This is a genomic window from Pleomorphochaeta sp. DL1XJH-081, from assembly GCF_049310885.1.
In the GTDB taxonomy this organism is placed as follows: domain Bacteria; phylum Spirochaetota; class Spirochaetia; order Sphaerochaetales; family Sphaerochaetaceae; genus CAYZJV01.
The window spans coordinates 661,846-677,207 of sequence record NZ_JBMDYO010000001.1 but is presented as its reverse complement, the minus strand read 5'-3'; the positions used below and the strand labels follow the sequence as shown (position 1 = coordinate 677,207).

At 47.0% G+C, this 15,362-nt stretch carries 15 protein-coding genes; 11 read left to right on the top strand and 4 right to left on the bottom strand.

Annotated features, from left to right (window positions below; all coding sequences use genetic code 11):
• Positions 1-150 precede the first annotated feature (150 nt).
• From ACODJP_RS03105 to ACODJP_RS03090, 4 genes are all read left to right on the top strand, one after another.
• The gene (locus ACODJP_RS03105) at positions 151-843 is read left to right on the top strand and encodes an AzlC family ABC transporter permease (protein ID WP_422478357.1); all 693 of its coding nucleotides are present in this window, start codon (positions 151-153) and stop codon (positions 841-843) included.
• Complete coding sequence (locus ACODJP_RS03100; RefSeq protein ID WP_422478355.1) at positions 840-1,172, top strand: branched-chain amino acid transporter permease; 333 nt, start codon at positions 840-842, stop codon at positions 1,170-1,172. Before ACODJP_RS03105 ends, ACODJP_RS03100 begins: the two co-directional genes overlap by 4 nt.
• 143 nt (positions 1,173-1,315) lie before the next feature.
• A complete protein-coding gene (locus tag ACODJP_RS03095; protein WP_422478353.1) occupies positions 1,316-3,541 on the top strand; it encodes a DUF4954 family protein in 2,226 nt (741 codons plus the stop codon).
• A gap of 17 nt (positions 3,542-3,558) precedes the next feature.
• On the top strand, positions 3,559-4,677 hold the full coding sequence (locus ACODJP_RS03090) for a hypothetical protein (RefSeq protein WP_422478351.1): 1,119 nt from the start codon (positions 3,559-3,561) through the stop codon (positions 4,675-4,677).
• Here the strand turns inward: ACODJP_RS03090 and ACODJP_RS03085 are convergent, their stop codons facing one another.
• The 4 genes from ACODJP_RS03085 to accB are packed head-to-tail and all read right to left on the bottom strand — an operon-like array spanning position 4,678 to position 8,153.
• Positions 4,678-5,616, bottom strand: a complete 939-nt coding sequence (locus tag ACODJP_RS03085; protein ID WP_422478349.1) for an acetyl-CoA carboxylase carboxyltransferase subunit alpha — start codon at positions 5,614-5,616, stop codon at positions 4,678-4,680.
• The gene (gene accD / locus ACODJP_RS03080; RefSeq protein ID WP_422478347.1) at positions 5,600-6,391 is read right to left on the bottom strand and encodes an acetyl-CoA carboxylase, carboxyltransferase subunit beta; all 792 of its coding nucleotides are present in this window, start codon (positions 6,389-6,391) and stop codon (positions 5,600-5,602) included. Before accD ends, ACODJP_RS03085 begins: the two co-directional genes overlap by 17 nt.
• A 5-nt stretch (positions 6,392-6,396) precedes the next feature.
• The gene (locus ACODJP_RS03075) at positions 6,397-7,725 is read right to left on the bottom strand and encodes an acetyl-CoA carboxylase biotin carboxylase subunit (RefSeq protein ID WP_422478345.1); all 1,329 of its coding nucleotides are present in this window, start codon (positions 7,723-7,725) and stop codon (positions 6,397-6,399) included.
• Positions 7,722-8,153, bottom strand: a complete 432-nt coding sequence (accB, locus tag ACODJP_RS03070; RefSeq protein WP_422478343.1) for an acetyl-CoA carboxylase biotin carboxyl carrier protein — start codon at positions 8,151-8,153, stop codon at positions 7,722-7,724. Before accB ends, ACODJP_RS03075 begins: the two co-directional genes overlap by 4 nt.
• Positions 8,154-8,452: 299 nt before the next feature.
• Here accB and ACODJP_RS03065 point away from each other — a divergent pair, with 299 nt between their 5' ends.
• The 7 genes from ACODJP_RS03065 (at position 8,453) to ACODJP_RS03035 (ending at position 15,346) form a co-directional block, all read left to right on the top strand.
• Positions 8,453-9,445 carry a beta-ketoacyl-ACP synthase III gene (locus ACODJP_RS03065; protein WP_422478341.1) on the top strand — a complete coding sequence of 331 codons (993 nt, stop codon included), beginning with the start codon at positions 8,453-8,455 and terminating at the stop codon, positions 9,443-9,445.
• Entirely contained in the window at positions 9,439-10,383 is a 945-nt protein-coding gene (locus ACODJP_RS03060; protein WP_422478339.1) for an ACP S-malonyltransferase, read from the top strand. The genes ACODJP_RS03065 and ACODJP_RS03060 overlap by 7 nt, the downstream gene beginning before the upstream one ends.
• The gene (gene fabG / locus ACODJP_RS03055) at positions 10,380-11,129 is read left to right on the top strand and encodes a 3-oxoacyl-[acyl-carrier-protein] reductase (RefSeq protein ID WP_422478337.1); all 750 of its coding nucleotides are present in this window, start codon (positions 10,380-10,382) and stop codon (positions 11,127-11,129) included. The genes ACODJP_RS03060 and fabG overlap by 4 nt, the downstream gene beginning before the upstream one ends.
• Before the next feature lie 17 nt (positions 11,130-11,146).
• Positions 11,147-12,403 (top strand): beta-ketoacyl-ACP synthase II, encoded by a 1,257-nt coding sequence (gene fabF, locus ACODJP_RS03050; protein ID WP_422478335.1) that lies wholly within the window; start codon positions 11,147-11,149, stop codon positions 12,401-12,403.
• A 76-nt stretch (positions 12,404-12,479) separates the two neighbouring features.
• The gene (fabZ, locus tag ACODJP_RS03045; protein WP_422478333.1) at positions 12,480-12,926 is read left to right on the top strand and encodes a 3-hydroxyacyl-ACP dehydratase FabZ; all 447 of its coding nucleotides are present in this window, start codon (positions 12,480-12,482) and stop codon (positions 12,924-12,926) included.
• A gap of 6 nt (positions 12,927-12,932) precedes the next feature.
• Positions 12,933-14,120, top strand: a complete 1,188-nt coding sequence (gene fabV / locus ACODJP_RS03040; protein ID WP_422478331.1) for an enoyl-ACP reductase FabV — start codon at positions 12,933-12,935, stop codon at positions 14,118-14,120.
• 53 nt (positions 14,121-14,173) lie between these two features.
• The gene (locus tag ACODJP_RS03035; RefSeq protein ID WP_422478329.1) at positions 14,174-15,346 is read left to right on the top strand and encodes a helix-hairpin-helix domain-containing protein; all 1,173 of its coding nucleotides are present in this window, start codon (positions 14,174-14,176) and stop codon (positions 15,344-15,346) included.
• Positions 15,347-15,362 lie beyond the last annotated feature (16 nt).

Here is a 15,362-nt window from a genome sequence, read left to right as displayed (position 1 = left end):
GCAATTTTTTTCGTTACACTTATTGTAATGTACAATATATTGTAATGAACACCAGCTGTCAATTATCCTAATTATGTTCTGTTGACAGCAAAAGACGCAGGTGATACAACAGGACAACCGTCAATCCGACGGTACTTGAGAGGATCCAACGTGCCGGAAAGGAAGATCATAAAACAAGCATTCTTGCGTACTATCCCAGTCATGATGGGCTATGGGGTATTGGGCATGGCTTTTGGGCTGCTTCTCCAAAGGGCGGGGTACCACTGGTTGTGGGCACTCGGAATTAGTCTATTTGTATTCGCAGGGTCCATGCAATTTGTTCTTGTTGGTCTTCTCGCGCAGCAGGCATCCTTGGCAACGGTACTGCTCACCACGATACTGGTCAATTCCCGTCATATCTTCTATGGACTCTCATTTATTGAACGATTCAAAGCTATGGGTAGACGAGGGCTCTATATGATATTCGGTTTGACCGATGAGACGTATGCTCTTCTCTGTGGTCTAGGCGATGTAGGAACCCAAAAAGATCGGGATGCTTTGTCCTTTTGGATAACTCTTTTGGACCAAGGGTATTGGGTTGCCGGCTCTACGTTCGGAGCTCTTCTCGGTTCCTATGTCACGCTTGATATCACCGGAATAGATTTTGCCATGACAGCACTATTCACCGTAATCTTCGTAGAACAATGGACCGCTGTGAAGAACCACATTCCGGCAATTGTTGGTGGAGTATGTTCAATTGTATCGCTTGTATGGTTGGGACCTGGGAACTTTCTTTTGCCGGCTTTGATCGCTACCGTTACGATCCTTCTGATCTTGAGAAAGCGGTTGGGGGTGCATATATGAACATCGGTTTTTCCCTCTTGATCGTTCTGGTCACTGCATTGGGTACCCTAGCCACACGTGCGATGCCGTTTGTCCTATTTGGTAACAGAAAAAGAACTATTCCCGAAGCCATTCTATTCTTGGGAAAGGTTCTCCCTCCTGCGGTCATGGCAGCATTGGTAATATATAGTCTCAAACATGTTTCCTTTTTGGACAATTCCCTCTGGATGAATGAAGCTATAGCAGTATCGGTAACTGCATTGATACATGTATGGCGTAAGAACACACTCTTGAGTATCGGTGTTGGAACATTGGTTTATATGGTCTTAGTCCAAGGTAATTTTTTGTAACCGATCACCAGTCATTGCCAAACGAAGTGAGTGGAAAGGGACCATGAAATGTTCCTCTTCCGAGCGAGTGCAGGCAATGAAAGCTTACTAGCATGCCATTCATTTGTTGCCTATGGGTAGCAGAGGGTGTATGATCAGAAACCATGAAAAGACAACCTATCGATGATTACGGTTACGGCTTCATTACTGATGGATTCGTACCTACTGGGAAGGATGAATATTACTATCGGAACATGCAGATAGCCGATTGGCAAGCAACGTGGCGTAACCTTACGACCGGAGAGCGATCCCAGTTGGAAAACCAAGGAAATTTCTGTCCAAATTGGGATGATGTCTTGGTTGAAGATCCTATCGACATCTCGCTTATACGTCATAATTATTTCTATGGCTTAGTCAGGATAGGATCTTTGGAACCCTATACGGTGAGTTATCATGATTTCATGCTGCCTGAGGGTATCCGTGATAGCCATATCATCTCTTGTGATATTGGTCGACATTGCGCCATCCATCGTTGTGCCTATCTCTCACATTATATCATTAACGAACAATGTCTGCTCAATGAGATTGATGAGATGGATGCGACAAACCATGCGAAGTTTGGCAATGGTGTGCTTAAAGAGGGAGAGGATGAGTCGATAAGGATCTGGCTGAGCATCATGAATGAGGCTGAGACACGGGCTATTTTGCCATTTGAGTCTCTTACTTGTGCCGATGCATGGCTTTGGGGTACATATCGGGAACGTCCGCGTCTAAATACATCTCTTGTTTCACTTACCCAAAAGGAGATCGGAGACAAGCGGGGGTGGTATGCTCAAGTCGGCTCTCATTCAGTAATCAAGTCCTGTAGGGTGATAAAGGATGTATTGTTCGGTCCCCATGCCTATGTTAAAGGTGCGAACAAATTGAAGAATCTGACGATACGGTCCAATGCAGATTCGGCTACACAGATCGGAGAGGGCGTTGAACTGGTGAATGGAATCATCGGATATGGATGCCATGTGTTTTACGGTGTGAAAGCTGTCAGATTCGTCATGGGTAACAACAGTAATTTAAAGTATGGTGCACGGTTATTGAATTCGGTTTTAGGGGACAATTCCACAATAAGTTGTTGTGAAGTACTCAATACCTTGGTCTTTCCATTCCATGAGCAGCATCACAATAATTCGTTCCTCATAGCATCTCTTGTTGGTGGTCAGTCCAATATGGCAGCTGGTGCCAATATCGGATCGAATCACAATACCCGTGGAAATGATGGAGAGATGCAAGCGAAGCGGGGATTTTGGCCAGCCCTCTCTAGTTCTCTCAAATTCAATAGTTCATTTGCCTCTTTCACCCTTATCACGAAAGGTGACTATCCGAATGAATTATCCATCCCGATTCCGTTCTCCATGGTTGGGTATCGAGAACTTACCGGTCGAATAACGCTCATGCCTGCATACTGGTGGATGTACAATAGATATGCCCTTGAGAGAAATGGATGGAAGTTTCAAAATCGTGATAAACGTGTTTACAAGACCCAACACATAGAAGCCGATTATATTGCACCCGATACGATAGAAGAGATCGTCAAAGCATTGGATTTGCTGAGCCTCTGGGTTGGAGAGGCTGCCCTTGCGGCTTCTCTGGTCGCCCCTGGAAAAGGCGCCGATTCCACGGCCTTGTCAGAGCAGGGACGTCTACTTCTTGAAACCCATCCCGAACAGGTGGGCACCCTAGAAGTTCTCGCAACCGGTATAGAGAGATCTGGAACTCCAGCCTTGGTCTCTAAGGCTGCGCAAGGCTATAGAGCCTATAAGGAGATGCTTATCTTCGGTTGCATGCGTATCGTTTTACATTACTTGGAAGAACATGGCCTCTCCTTGTCCAAATTCCAAGCAAAGACCATAAAAAGTCTTTCCGACGATGTCCATTTCAAATTGGCTGTAGCCGGACCATTCAGGAATATGGGAGGTCAATTGGTCTCAGAGCCACTGATCATGCAGTTGCTGCAGAAAATTGAAGATGGCGATATCGATTCCTGGAACGCCATCCACGCCCAATACGATGTATGGTGGGATGAGTATCCATTGGTCAAGGCGATAGTGGCTCTTCAGGCACTGCAGCGAATTATGCAGACTGTCGAACTCCAGGAAAGTCACTGGAAGAATCTGATAGCTCGTTATCTTGTACTGTGTGACCAGAACGCCCAGGAAGTATATCGTTCTCGGAAAAAAGATTATGATGATTCCTTCAGAAAGATAGTGTATCGTAATGCCGAGGAGATGGAGGCCGTCTTGGGACGACCTGAGGACAACGATTTCGTTAAGAAGAGTAGAGCAAAGATGGAACTGGAGAAGGAGCTCGCGCGACGCTTTTCGACTTGGACCTGATGTGTTACATTAAGGATATGGAACATACTAGGTATACGGTACCGAAAGAAGAATTATATACATCTCCCGTCTTCAGCCACGATCTGTTGAGAAGCATTATGGATACTGATGACGCACTCAATCTCGAGCTGTTGCATAATGCAGCGATATCGGCAACTCCCGAGTACTCAATTTCGGCTTGCCTAGAAGCCTATAGTAAGGACCATCTCAAGGATTTAGCCCAAGACCATGAGTTGCATATTCCCTCCTCATATAGGAAAAAGCAGGTTGTTGGAAAGATCGCACCACATCTTGTCTCACAGTTTCCGAAGATGCTTCCTTACTTTCCTCATAGGAATCTGGAATTTCTTACACGGTTCAAAGAGAATCCTTCCATTGAGATTGCTCACGATGCACTCAGGTTCAGAGATATTTCCCATGCTCATAACTATGGCTTCCTCTACCTGTTCAAAACTGGGGACACCTTCACGGCTGTTGTTCCGAGAGAGCTGATTCCCGCGCTACACATGCTCGATGAGACCACTATATGGGATACGGTCAGCCTGCATCAACGATTGAACGCGTATGCCGTATCATTATCCAATCTCTATGGTGTCTTAGATATTGACCAATATGCAGTTGTTTGGAATCGATTCGAATCTGAAACGCTCACTCCTGCAATGGTGGCCGATGAATTAGTGGAACTGGGTAAAGTGCAGTACTACTGGTGGTTCGAAGACGAATTGGTCATATCCTCATATTTCCAAAACGAGTTAGAGGTAGCCGAATTCCTCGATAAGGTCAAACAGGTGTCCTACTATGCTCCGTCGCGTGATGATCTGGTAAAATACTTCCAGACTCCGTATGACGACGAATCGCCAGCTGCAAATGCAATGCTAGAGTTTCTTAGTGGTTATCGTTTGCCGGATGGGGAGCAGATCGAAGATCTCATGGATGACATCTCAGACACCTGCATCGTTGGTGAAGGGATGCAGGATGTCTTCGACTTGCTCAACGAATACGGGTTGTTGTTTACTGGGATGGAGGAGATCACCCGATTCACCGAATTGTATGCACAGATGAGCGATCACTGCAGGAAATGGGAATTGCGGGGCCATACTCCAGTCGGCTTGAAGAAGCATAGCCCCTCCAGCTAATTACGACCGAAGATCGCTCGTTAATTTAAATACATCCATTAATGTAGTCCACCATGCATCGGAACCTTCGAATTCTCCGATTCCCCTGATTTTTCGGATCCGGTATCGTACAAGATTGGCCGATGGTTTGCTACAGAGTGTATTGAAATCCCGTATTATGGTCTTTCGTATCTCTTTTGCGGTGAATTGGGGGTCCTTATGGGCACCTTCGGGAACCTCAGGAATGATATCGTGGATAATATTGAATCGTTTGAGATCCCTAGCTGTCATTTTCATTGCCTCTGCGGCTTCTTGAGCCCTAGAGGGGTCTCTCAAGAGTATGGAAGCGAATCCTTCCGGAGTGATTACAGAGTATACAGCATTTTCTAACATATATAGTTTGTCCCCGACTCCGATACCTAATGCACCACCGCTTCCACCTTCTCCGATTATGAAACTGAGGACAGGGACTTTAAGCATGGAGAACTCCTTCAAATTCCGTGCTATAGCCTCTCCTATACCCCGCTCCTCAGCTCCTAATCCCGGAAAAGCTCCAGGAGTGTCGATGAAACAAACAATAGGGCGATTGAATTTTTCTGCTTGCTTGGCTAACCTGAGTGCCTTTCGATATCCTTCAGGATTACTCATTCCATAGTTTCTCTCGATATTCTCACGGAGGTTCATCCCTTTTCTATTCCCGATAAAGGTAATTGCCCTTCCCTCGATAGTACCAATTCCACCGATCATAGCTGGATCATCGCCAAAGGTTCGATCTCCATGCAATTCCATGAAGTCATCACAGATCAGGTCGATATAGGTAGCTGCACCGGGTCTTCCCTGCTGTCGGGATAGTAGTACGCAATCCCATGAGGATCTTTCCTTAGTGCGAGGGTCGCTTGAAGCAAACTCTTCCAATCGAGAGACCGAATCCTTCAACAATTCCTCATGCTTCTTGTTCATGTACGGATCCTCCATGTGTTTTCATGAGAAATGCCAATCGGCTACGTAGTTTGTCACGGGATACAATGGCATCCACAAATCCTTTCTTCATCTGGAATTCCGCTTGTTGGAATCCTTCAGGGAGTTTTTGACCAATGGTTCCTTCGATAACCCTTGGACCGGCAAAGCCGATCAAGGCTCCTGGTTCGGCAAGGATTACATCGCCCAACATGGCGAACGATGCTGTGACTCCACCTGTAGTGGGATGGGTAAGTACGATGAACAATGGCACTCCTGTCTTTTCCAATAGGGCAGCTGCACTTGCTGTCTTTGCCATCTGCATGAGACTGAAGATTCCCTCCTGCATACGGGCTCCGCCGCTTGCGGTGAATATGATCACCGGTGTATGAGAGAGGGCTCCTTCAAACATCGCTTGGGTAATTTTCTCACCAACGACAGAACCCATGCTACCACCCATGAAATCGAAGGACATGACTGCAAGTACCGCTGGAAGATTCTCAATAGTACAGTTTCCAGTTACAACAGCATCGTTCATTGATGATTTTTTCTGACTCTGCAATAATTTTTCGGCATAACCATCCAACTCAATGGGATTTTTTGAACACAACTCACCGGAAAACTCTACGAACGAGTCGCGATCGGCTATCTGCCCAATCCTTTCTGTTGCGTCGAGTCGATGGTGGAAGCCGCATTCAGGGCAAACCATAAGGTATTTCTCAAGTACATCGTGCGAGACCATTCGGTGGCACGATGGACAACTCTCTGTCTTTCGCATAGTGATTACCTCGTATTCTCTCCGTCGAAAAGACGGGCATGGAGATCAGTTCCGAATGAACCCGATCGGAAAGGCTTGGATTGTAGGATGATACACTGTGATTCGATATTGGTTTTAATTCCCTCTATTTTGAATTCACGGAGAGCCCTGAGCATGATCTCAATGGTCCTCTGGCGATCCGGACCATGGACTATCACCTTAGCGACCATAGGGTCGTAGTGGGGGCTTACTTGGGCTCCCTGGAATAGATGGGTGTCTACCCTGACCGAGGGACCCAATGGAGGTGAGAATGTCGTTACGATTCCAGGAGTGAGAGCATTGACTCGACACTCCATGGCATGACCAGTCAATTTCGCAGCGCTTCCATCCAATTCTATTGATTTTCCACTTGCTATGAGGATTTGCTGTCTGATGATATCTGTTGAACAGACCATTTCGGTTACAGGATGTTCTACCTGTACCCGAGCATTCACCTCCATAAACCAATAGTTGCCATCCTGGACAAGAAATTCGATCGTTCCCGCTCCTCTGTATCCGATATGGGAAAATAGACGTACCGAATCCGCACCCATCTGTCTTCTCATCTGTTCATCTATGATAGGGGAAGGGCTCTCTTCAATCAGTTTTTGGTGGTTCTTCTGTACTGAGCAATCCCGTTCGCCCAAATGGACCACGTGCCCTTTTCCATCGGAGAGTAATTGGATTTCTACATGTCGTGGATTCAGAAGGTATTTTTCCATATGGATGGTGCCGTCTGCAAAGAATGCCAGAGCTTCGCGCGAAGCTATTGAGATTGCCCCTGGAAGCTCTTTCGGCTCTCGGACGATACGCATACCCCTTCCACCTCCGCCTGCAGCGGCTTTGAGGATAACCGGATATCCGATCTCATCTGCTATCTGGGCAGCGCTGGTGGCATCGCTTATCGGCTCCATACTTCCCGGGGTAACGGGAACACCAGCTTCTACAGCGGTATGTCTGGATTGAACCTTGTCTCCGAGCATCCGGATGGTTTGGGCTGTGGGGCCTATGAATATCAATCCAGATTCCTCCACTGCTTCGGCGAATTTTGGATTCTCCGAGAGGAAACCCACTCCGGGATGTATGGCATCACAGCGAGTGGTACAAGCTGCGGTAATAAGATTTCCAATATTCAGGTAACTGTCTTTAGATGAAGCGGGACCTATACAGACAGCTTGGTCTGCCATCTGTGTATGCAATGAATCCCTATCTGCCTCTGAATAGACTGCAACGGTCCGGATTCCCATCTCTTTGCATGTCCTGATTATGCGCACGGCTATTTCGCCGCGGTTCGCAATCAGCAACGATCGGATCATAGCGGTTTCACCTCAAATAACGGTTGCCCATACTCGACCATGCTCCCTTGGGTAGCGAGTATAGCGATTATCTCGCAACGGTATTCGGCTTCCAGTTGGTTCATGAGTTTCATTGCTTCAAGTGTGCATACGATATCACCTTTTTCTACCGTATCACCGACTTCAACATAAGGAGGGGAGTCGGGAGAAGGCGTCCTATAAAAGGTTCCCACGATAGGGCTGGTAATGATCCGGTGGTTTGATGGTGTCGTCTCTGGTTTAGTTTCCACCTTTTCAGGGCGATGGACGATTTGACTATATTCGGCCTCCCTGCTTGTTTCAGATTGCTTCTTCATACGGATAGTGAATTCTTCTGATGAGAATTCCAGTTCACTCAATGAGCTCTTTTCAAACATGTCGATATACGATTTAACGGTTTTCTTATCCATAGGGTCCTCCCGATGTGTAGGGCCACACGACCAATACTTGAGATGATAACGGGATAGAATAAAAGTGTCAATATTGACAAAATAGTAAATATTGTAATAAATAGAGGTAGGGTCACTACCCAACAAGAGAATGAAAGGTTTCAATACCCCAGGGCAAGCCCTGGAAGAGGAGGCGTTGCCTCCTACTCCGCCCCGAAGGGCGAGGTATAGCAACTTGCGTTTCCTGCACTCGTTCGGCAAAATATCCATGTATATGGATACGCTGCCCTCGCTTTGTTGGGAAATAAAGGAGTTTTCCTATGATTAAACCAGCTCATGCGTATATTCGGGCTGTTGGAGCATATGTCCCGCCGAAGCGGGTGACAAATGATGAACTGGCCAAGACCGTCGATACAAGTGATGATTGGATTCGATCACATACTGGAATAGGCGCCCGGCATCTGGCTGATTCAGATACTGCAACCAGCGATCTCGCTGTAGGGGCTGTGAAAGACCTATTTCGCCGTCATGGAATCAGAAAAGAGGAAATTGGAGCTATTGTACTGGCTACTGCTACGCAAGATTTTCCAGGCTTTCCCGCTACAGCGTGTGTTATCCAAGACAAGTTAGGACTTTCGGTGATACCTGCGTTCGATATTGCCGCTGGTTGTACAGGGTTCATCTATGCTGTCGAGGTTGCTAGGGGTCTGGTCTCCAATGGAACAGTGCCCTCTGTTTTGGTTATTGGTGCGGAAAAACTCTCTGCCGTTACCGATTGGAGCGATCGAAACACGTGTGTACTGTTTGGTGATGGCGCCGGTTGTGTTCTGGTGGAAGCCTCTGGAGAATCCGATGGAAAGATAGTCGATAGCGTTCTCCATGCCGAAGGAAGTGGTTCCAACTATCTCTGTATTCCAAAAGGAGGTACCAATACCACCAATGGATTGGCCAATACCGGAAAAGGCGATAAGCTCCACATGGATGGAAGATCAGTATATAATTTTGCAGTGCGGGTATTGGGTGAAGTGGTGGATGAGTTGTTGAGTAGGAATCAGCTCACTATTGAGGATATCGATTGGATAGTTCCCCATCAAGCCAATAGTCGGATAATTAGTGCTGCTGCAAAAAGACTGAAGATCGATCAGGATAAATTTTTCATGAATATTGAAGATTATGCAAATACATCAGCTGCCAGTATCCCCATTGCATTGCGGGAGATGGAAGAGGAGGGGTTGCTCAAGAGAGGTCAACGGATTATGACTATCGGTTTTGGAGCAGGCCTTACATACGGAGGAAATCTCATACAATGGTAACCTACGCAGCATGTTATCCTGGGCAAGGTGCCCAGAAGCCACAGATGGCCTTGGATCTCCATGCACATTCCCAACGAGTGAGAGATCTCTTCTCCTTGGCTTCTGAAGTTTGCAGCTTAGATCTCTTCTCGATCCTTCAAAACGCAGATGGAGCAACGTTGCAGCAAACGGAATTGACCCAAGTAGCAATAACTCTTGCCAATCGTAGTGCTTCATTGGTTCTTCAAGACCTCGGTATAGACTTCTCATGTCATGCTGGCTTCAGTTTGGGAGAACTCTCTGCCTATGCAGGTTCTGGAGTGCTGGATGAACAGTCGCTTTTTTCTGTCGTTTCCAAACGTGGGAGGCTGATGGCAAAAGCTTCGGTTGATGCCGAAAAGACTTATGGATTGCTCGGTATGGCCGCGGTAATAGGACTTGGGTTCGATGCAGTGCAATCGGTACTCTCTCATATGGGTTCAGATACGCTGTTCTGTGCGAATGACAATGGACCTAAACAAGTAGTACTTTCAGGGACTGCAAGAGAACTTGAGCGCTGTGAAGATGCACTAAAGAAAGCTGGAGCTCGCCGGATTATTCCCCTTCGGGTGTCAGGTCCATTTCATACCCCCTTCATGGAGGATGCAGTGAGAGAGTTCAGCGAATTCTTGGAATCAGTACCCTGTTCCGATCCACAAGGAATCCTGTATGCCAATGTGACCGGTAATAGGGTTGAATCGGGTGCTGAAGTAAGAAAACTTTGCGCGATGCAGCTCTCATCGCCCGTTAAATGGATTACTACCATGGAGCATATGGTACATGATGGTGTATCAAAGGCTCTTGAGATTGGTCCCGGCAGTGTGCTTACCGGTTTGTGGCGATCAAGTGGATTATCGGTGGATTGTACTCCTGCGGGGACATATGATGAGATAGAGAAGATAAGGGAGGCTCAAGCATGAGTACGGATATCAAGAGAAAGAGCGCCATTGTTACTGGTGGTTCGCGGGGAATTGGACGGGAAATTGTTATCTCGCTTCTCCGTGAGGGAATAGAGGTATGGTACCTTTCGCGGTCAGAAGGCCTTCCTGCCGATGAATTATGTAAGATGGCTGAAGCTCCCTCAGGACTCGCTCATTGGGTAAACTGTGATATGGCGGATGCTGGATCTGTAGAAGAAGCGCTTTCGACAGTCCTTGCGCAGACTTCTCGAGTCGACATTCTGGTAAACAATGCTGGAATCACTCGGGATGGATTGATCATGAGGATGAAAGACGAAGCTTGGGAAGATGTTTTACGGGTGAATTTGACAGGAGCATTCCTTACTTGTAGGAAAATTAGCCGGGTCATGGCCTCCCAGCGTACAGGAACAATTGTAAACATCTCCTCGGTAGTTGGTATCATGGGAAATGGTGGACAAACGAATTATGCAGCCTCAAAGGCAGGGCTAATTGGCTTTTCCAAGAGCCTCGCCCGTGAGTTAGCTGGTCGTTCGGTGAGGGTGAATGTAATAGCTCCGGGTTTCATTGAGACAGATATGACCGATGTTCTGCCGGAGAATGCCAAGGACAGTCTAAAGACACAGATACCATTGGGAAGGATTGGTGATGCAACAGAAGTTGCTCAAGCAGTGGCCTTCTTGTGTAGTGATAAGGCTTCCTATATTACCGGTCAGGTACTTGCCGTCGATGGCGGCATGGCAATGTGAAAGAGGAGAATACTGTAATGGATAAGAGAAGGGTAGTTGTTACCGGAATGGGAACGGTGAATCCTCTAGGATCACGAGTTGATGAGTTGTGGAAGAATATCAAGGCTGGAAAAAGTGGTATAGGGCCACTAACCAAGTTCGATATAAGTGAATATCCAGCTAAGATTGCCGGTGAGATCAAGAATTTCGACCCCTCCGATCTGCTTGACCGGAAAGAGGTCAGATCAATGGCAGACTTTTCACAATATGCAGTCTATGCAGCTGTACAGGCAATGGCTGAAGCCGGTCTGGGTCCACAGGGTGAAGGTGGGTATGATCCTGAACAGTCGGGTGTGTACCTTGGAAATGGAATTGGTGGATTCGAGGTTGTAGAGGAAAATCTGGAAAAATTGTTCGAACGGGGGCCGCGTGCAGTAGCCCCGCTGACTATCCCGAAATTGATAGCAAATGAGGCTGCTGGTAATATTGCCATGAAGTATGGAATTAAAGGGCCCTGCCATACTACCGTGACTGCTTGCGCATCCGGAACAGATGCAATTGGAGAGGCTTTCCATGCCATTAAACATGGGATTGTCGATATGGCAGTAACGGGAGGAACGGAAGGTGCTATCACGAAGTTGGCAGTTGCCGGTTTCTGTAGGATCCAAGCACTCTCAACGGCTTATAATGATACTCCGGAGCTCGCTTGCCGACCATTTGATGCCAATAGAGATGGGTTTGTCCTTGGGGAAGGGGCCGGTATTCTGGTTCTCGAGGAACTGGAACACGCTAAGGCTAGAGGCGCGAATATCTTGGGGGAGATCGTGGGATATGGTATGACGTGTGATGCTTTCCACCTTACCGCTCCCGATCCTGAAGGAAGCGGAGCAGCGCGTGCGATGCGGGCTGCGATTCGTGAAGCGGGACTATCTCCTGAGGATATCGACTATATCAATGCCCATGGGACAAGTACACAGGCTAATGATGTCATGGAGACGAGAGCTATAAAAAGTGTTTTCAAAGACCACGCCAAGCAGCTTAAAGTCTCTTCCACCAAATCTATGACTTCACATTTAGTTGCTGCGGCTGGAGCCGTGGAGGCGATAATTTCACTTCTGGCTATCCGCGATTCCTATTTCCCTTGTACCCTCAATCTGACCAATGCCGATCCTGAGTGTGATCTCGACTACGTACCTAATGTTGGCCAGAATGGCAAGATACGGTATGCTTTGAGTGAATCCCTTGGTTTCGGAGGTCATAACGGAGCCTTGGTATTTACTGGATATGAATCTTGAAAGGGTTACATACCTCAGGGCAAGCCCTGGAAAGAGGAGGCGTTGCTTCCTACTACATCCTAAGGAGAATGATCAAATGAATGAACAATATCAACCGATTGAAGAACTTCTGATTCACCGTTTCCCCTTCCTCTATGTGGATAAGCTGACTGAAGTAGACGAGGAAACAATAGTGGGAACGCGCTATTTCGGTCCCAATGAACCGTTCTTTCAAGGTCATTTCCCCGAATATCCTGTTGTTCCCGGCGTCATTCTCATTGAGACTATGGCCCAATGTGGGGGAGCTGGTCTTAGACAGCTTGAAATTCTCAAGAAAGGTGTCCTCTTTGTCTTGGGAACGGTAGAAAAAGCCAAGTTTAGGCAACAGGTGCGCCCAGGTGATACTGCGAGGATTGAAGTGAAGAATCTCAGGATATCCCAGCGGGTTATTAAGCAAAGCGGGAAGATTTTCGTAGGCGATGTGCTTGCAGCCGAAGCGACATGGATGTGTGTCTTGAGCGAACAATCGGTAGAGGAGAGTTGAATCGATATGATTATTAAGCAGAAAGTAATGCGTAATGTCTCTTTAACCGCGCATCCCACAGGATGTGTACGCTATGTCGAAGACCAATTCGCATGGTTGGATGCCAAGAAGGGAAGTGATCACGGTGATCGATTTCCGAAGAGGGTATTGGTAATCGGTGGTTCCACTGGATACGGTCTTGCCTCACGTATGGTTGCAGCTGTCATGGGAAATGCTGCCACAATCAATGTCTCGTTTGAGCGGGAACCAGCAGAGAAGAAAGTTGCTACTCCCGGGTGGTACAATACCATGGCGTTTGAACGCGAAGCCCGTAATCGCCGATTGTACGCAGAGAGCCTTTTTGGCGATGCCTTCTCGAAAGAGATGAAGCAGGCAGTCGCCGACCTGGTAGAAAAAGACCTTGGGCAGGTGGATCTGGTTGTCTACAGTTTAGCTTCACCCATGAGAATAGATCCAGAAACAGGCGAGACCTATAAATCGGTCTTGAAGCCGATTGGAAAAACCTACACCGCACTCTCGGTCGATGTACAATCGGGAATCATAGAGAAGGCTGTAATCGAACCTGCCGAAGAAAATCAGATAGCAGAAACCGTAAAGGTAATGGGTGGCGAGGATTGGCAGTTATGGATAGATTTCCTTGCTAGTCGCGGACTCCTTGCCGAGGGCATAAAAACAGTTGCATACTCCTATATCGGACCTGAAATCACTTTTCCAGTCTATCGTGAAGGAACTATTGGAAAGGCAAAGGAACATCTGGAACACACAGCCAAGGTCTTAACCGGACGTCTAAAAAATCTCCAAGGTTCTGCATATGTTGCTGTAAACAAGGCATTGGTTACCCGGGCAAGCGCTGTCATTCCAGTAGTCCCCCTCTATATCGCACTATTGTACCAGGTGATGAAAGAGATGGGCTTACATGAAGAGTGTACTCAGCAGATGTTCCGTCTGTTTACCGATAGATTGTACAAAGATAATGATGTCCCTGTCGATGAGGAGGGGAGAATCCGACTCGATGATTGGGAAATGCGGGAAGATGTTCAGGCTGAAGTCGATAGGCGATGGAAGTTACAGACAGAGGGAGAATCCCTCGTAAAGGGAGATCTGGAAGGGTTTCGTCAATCTTATGATCAGATTCATGGTTTTGGCTTCGATTCAGTCGATTATGAAGCCGATGTGGATCCTCGGAAAATTTAAGAAGCGACCAATTTACTCTTTGAAAAGTACTATACATATGTTACCATTCGAGCATGGATACCGCTACGAAATTAGATATTCTTGCTCGAGATGCCCAATATGATCTCTCCTGTGCCTGCTCTACAAAGAGGCCTCAGGAGCATCGTAAGAGGACAGATTCAGGGTCTTGGTTATATCCTGTCACAGTCGCAAGTGGCGGTTCAGGAATAATGCTCAAGACCCTGCTTTCGAATTCATGTACAAACGATTGTAAGTACTGTCCATTACGGGAGGATACTGACACTCGACGTACTTCCCTTAAACCTGAAGAACTCGCCAGTTTCTTTATGGAATTCCAGTCCAAACGTCGGCTGATTGGTCTTTTTCTCAGTAGTGGAGTCATAGGATCGGCAGATTATACTATGGATAGGCTCATTGCAACAGCCGAGATTCTTCGTAAGCAGTATCGCTATCGGGGCTATATCCATATGAAAATCATTCCCGGTGCATCAACGGATGCAATCGACAAGGCCTTATCCCTCTCTTCTGCTGTATCTTTGAATATTGAAACTCCAGGTGCGAGCCATTTCGCCAAACTCTCGGAATCCAAACACTACGATACCGATATCATTGGCGGTATCAAGTACTTGAGTGCGATGACAGCCAAGGGAAGTCCGTTCGCAAAAGTAACCAAGACTAGCCAGTTCATTGTTGGGGCTTCAGATGAGACCGATAAAGAGATTCTCAACTATACTTGGGCGATGTATCGAAAGCTTGGCTACAACCGACTCTATTATAGTGCCTACCAATCGGGTTTGGGAGATCCTCGGATACCTGGCGAGCAACTAGGTCTTCAAGCTACCCCAGTAACCCAAGCTTCACTCTTTCCTGAGATACGTACAGCGGCGGGCAACCCACAAATACTGATGCGTGAACATAGGCTCTATCAGGCAGATTATCTGTATCGGCAGTATGGTTTCACTTTCAATGATCTTCTGTTCGACCAAACGGGAAATCTAGACTTGAGCTCCGATCCAAAATTACTCTGGGCTAGGCACCATCCTGAATTTTTTCCCGTCTCTATCTCGAAAGCTTCGAAAGAGGATCTTCTGAAAGTTCCTGGAATTGGACCGATCTTGGCAAATCGTATCGTGACATACCGAAAAAACACTCCTATCGGTTCTTTGGAAAATCTGAAGATGCCACGGTACCTGCTTGAGAAGGCTAGAGAGTATCTCGTCCGTTAATGTCTGAATTGAACAT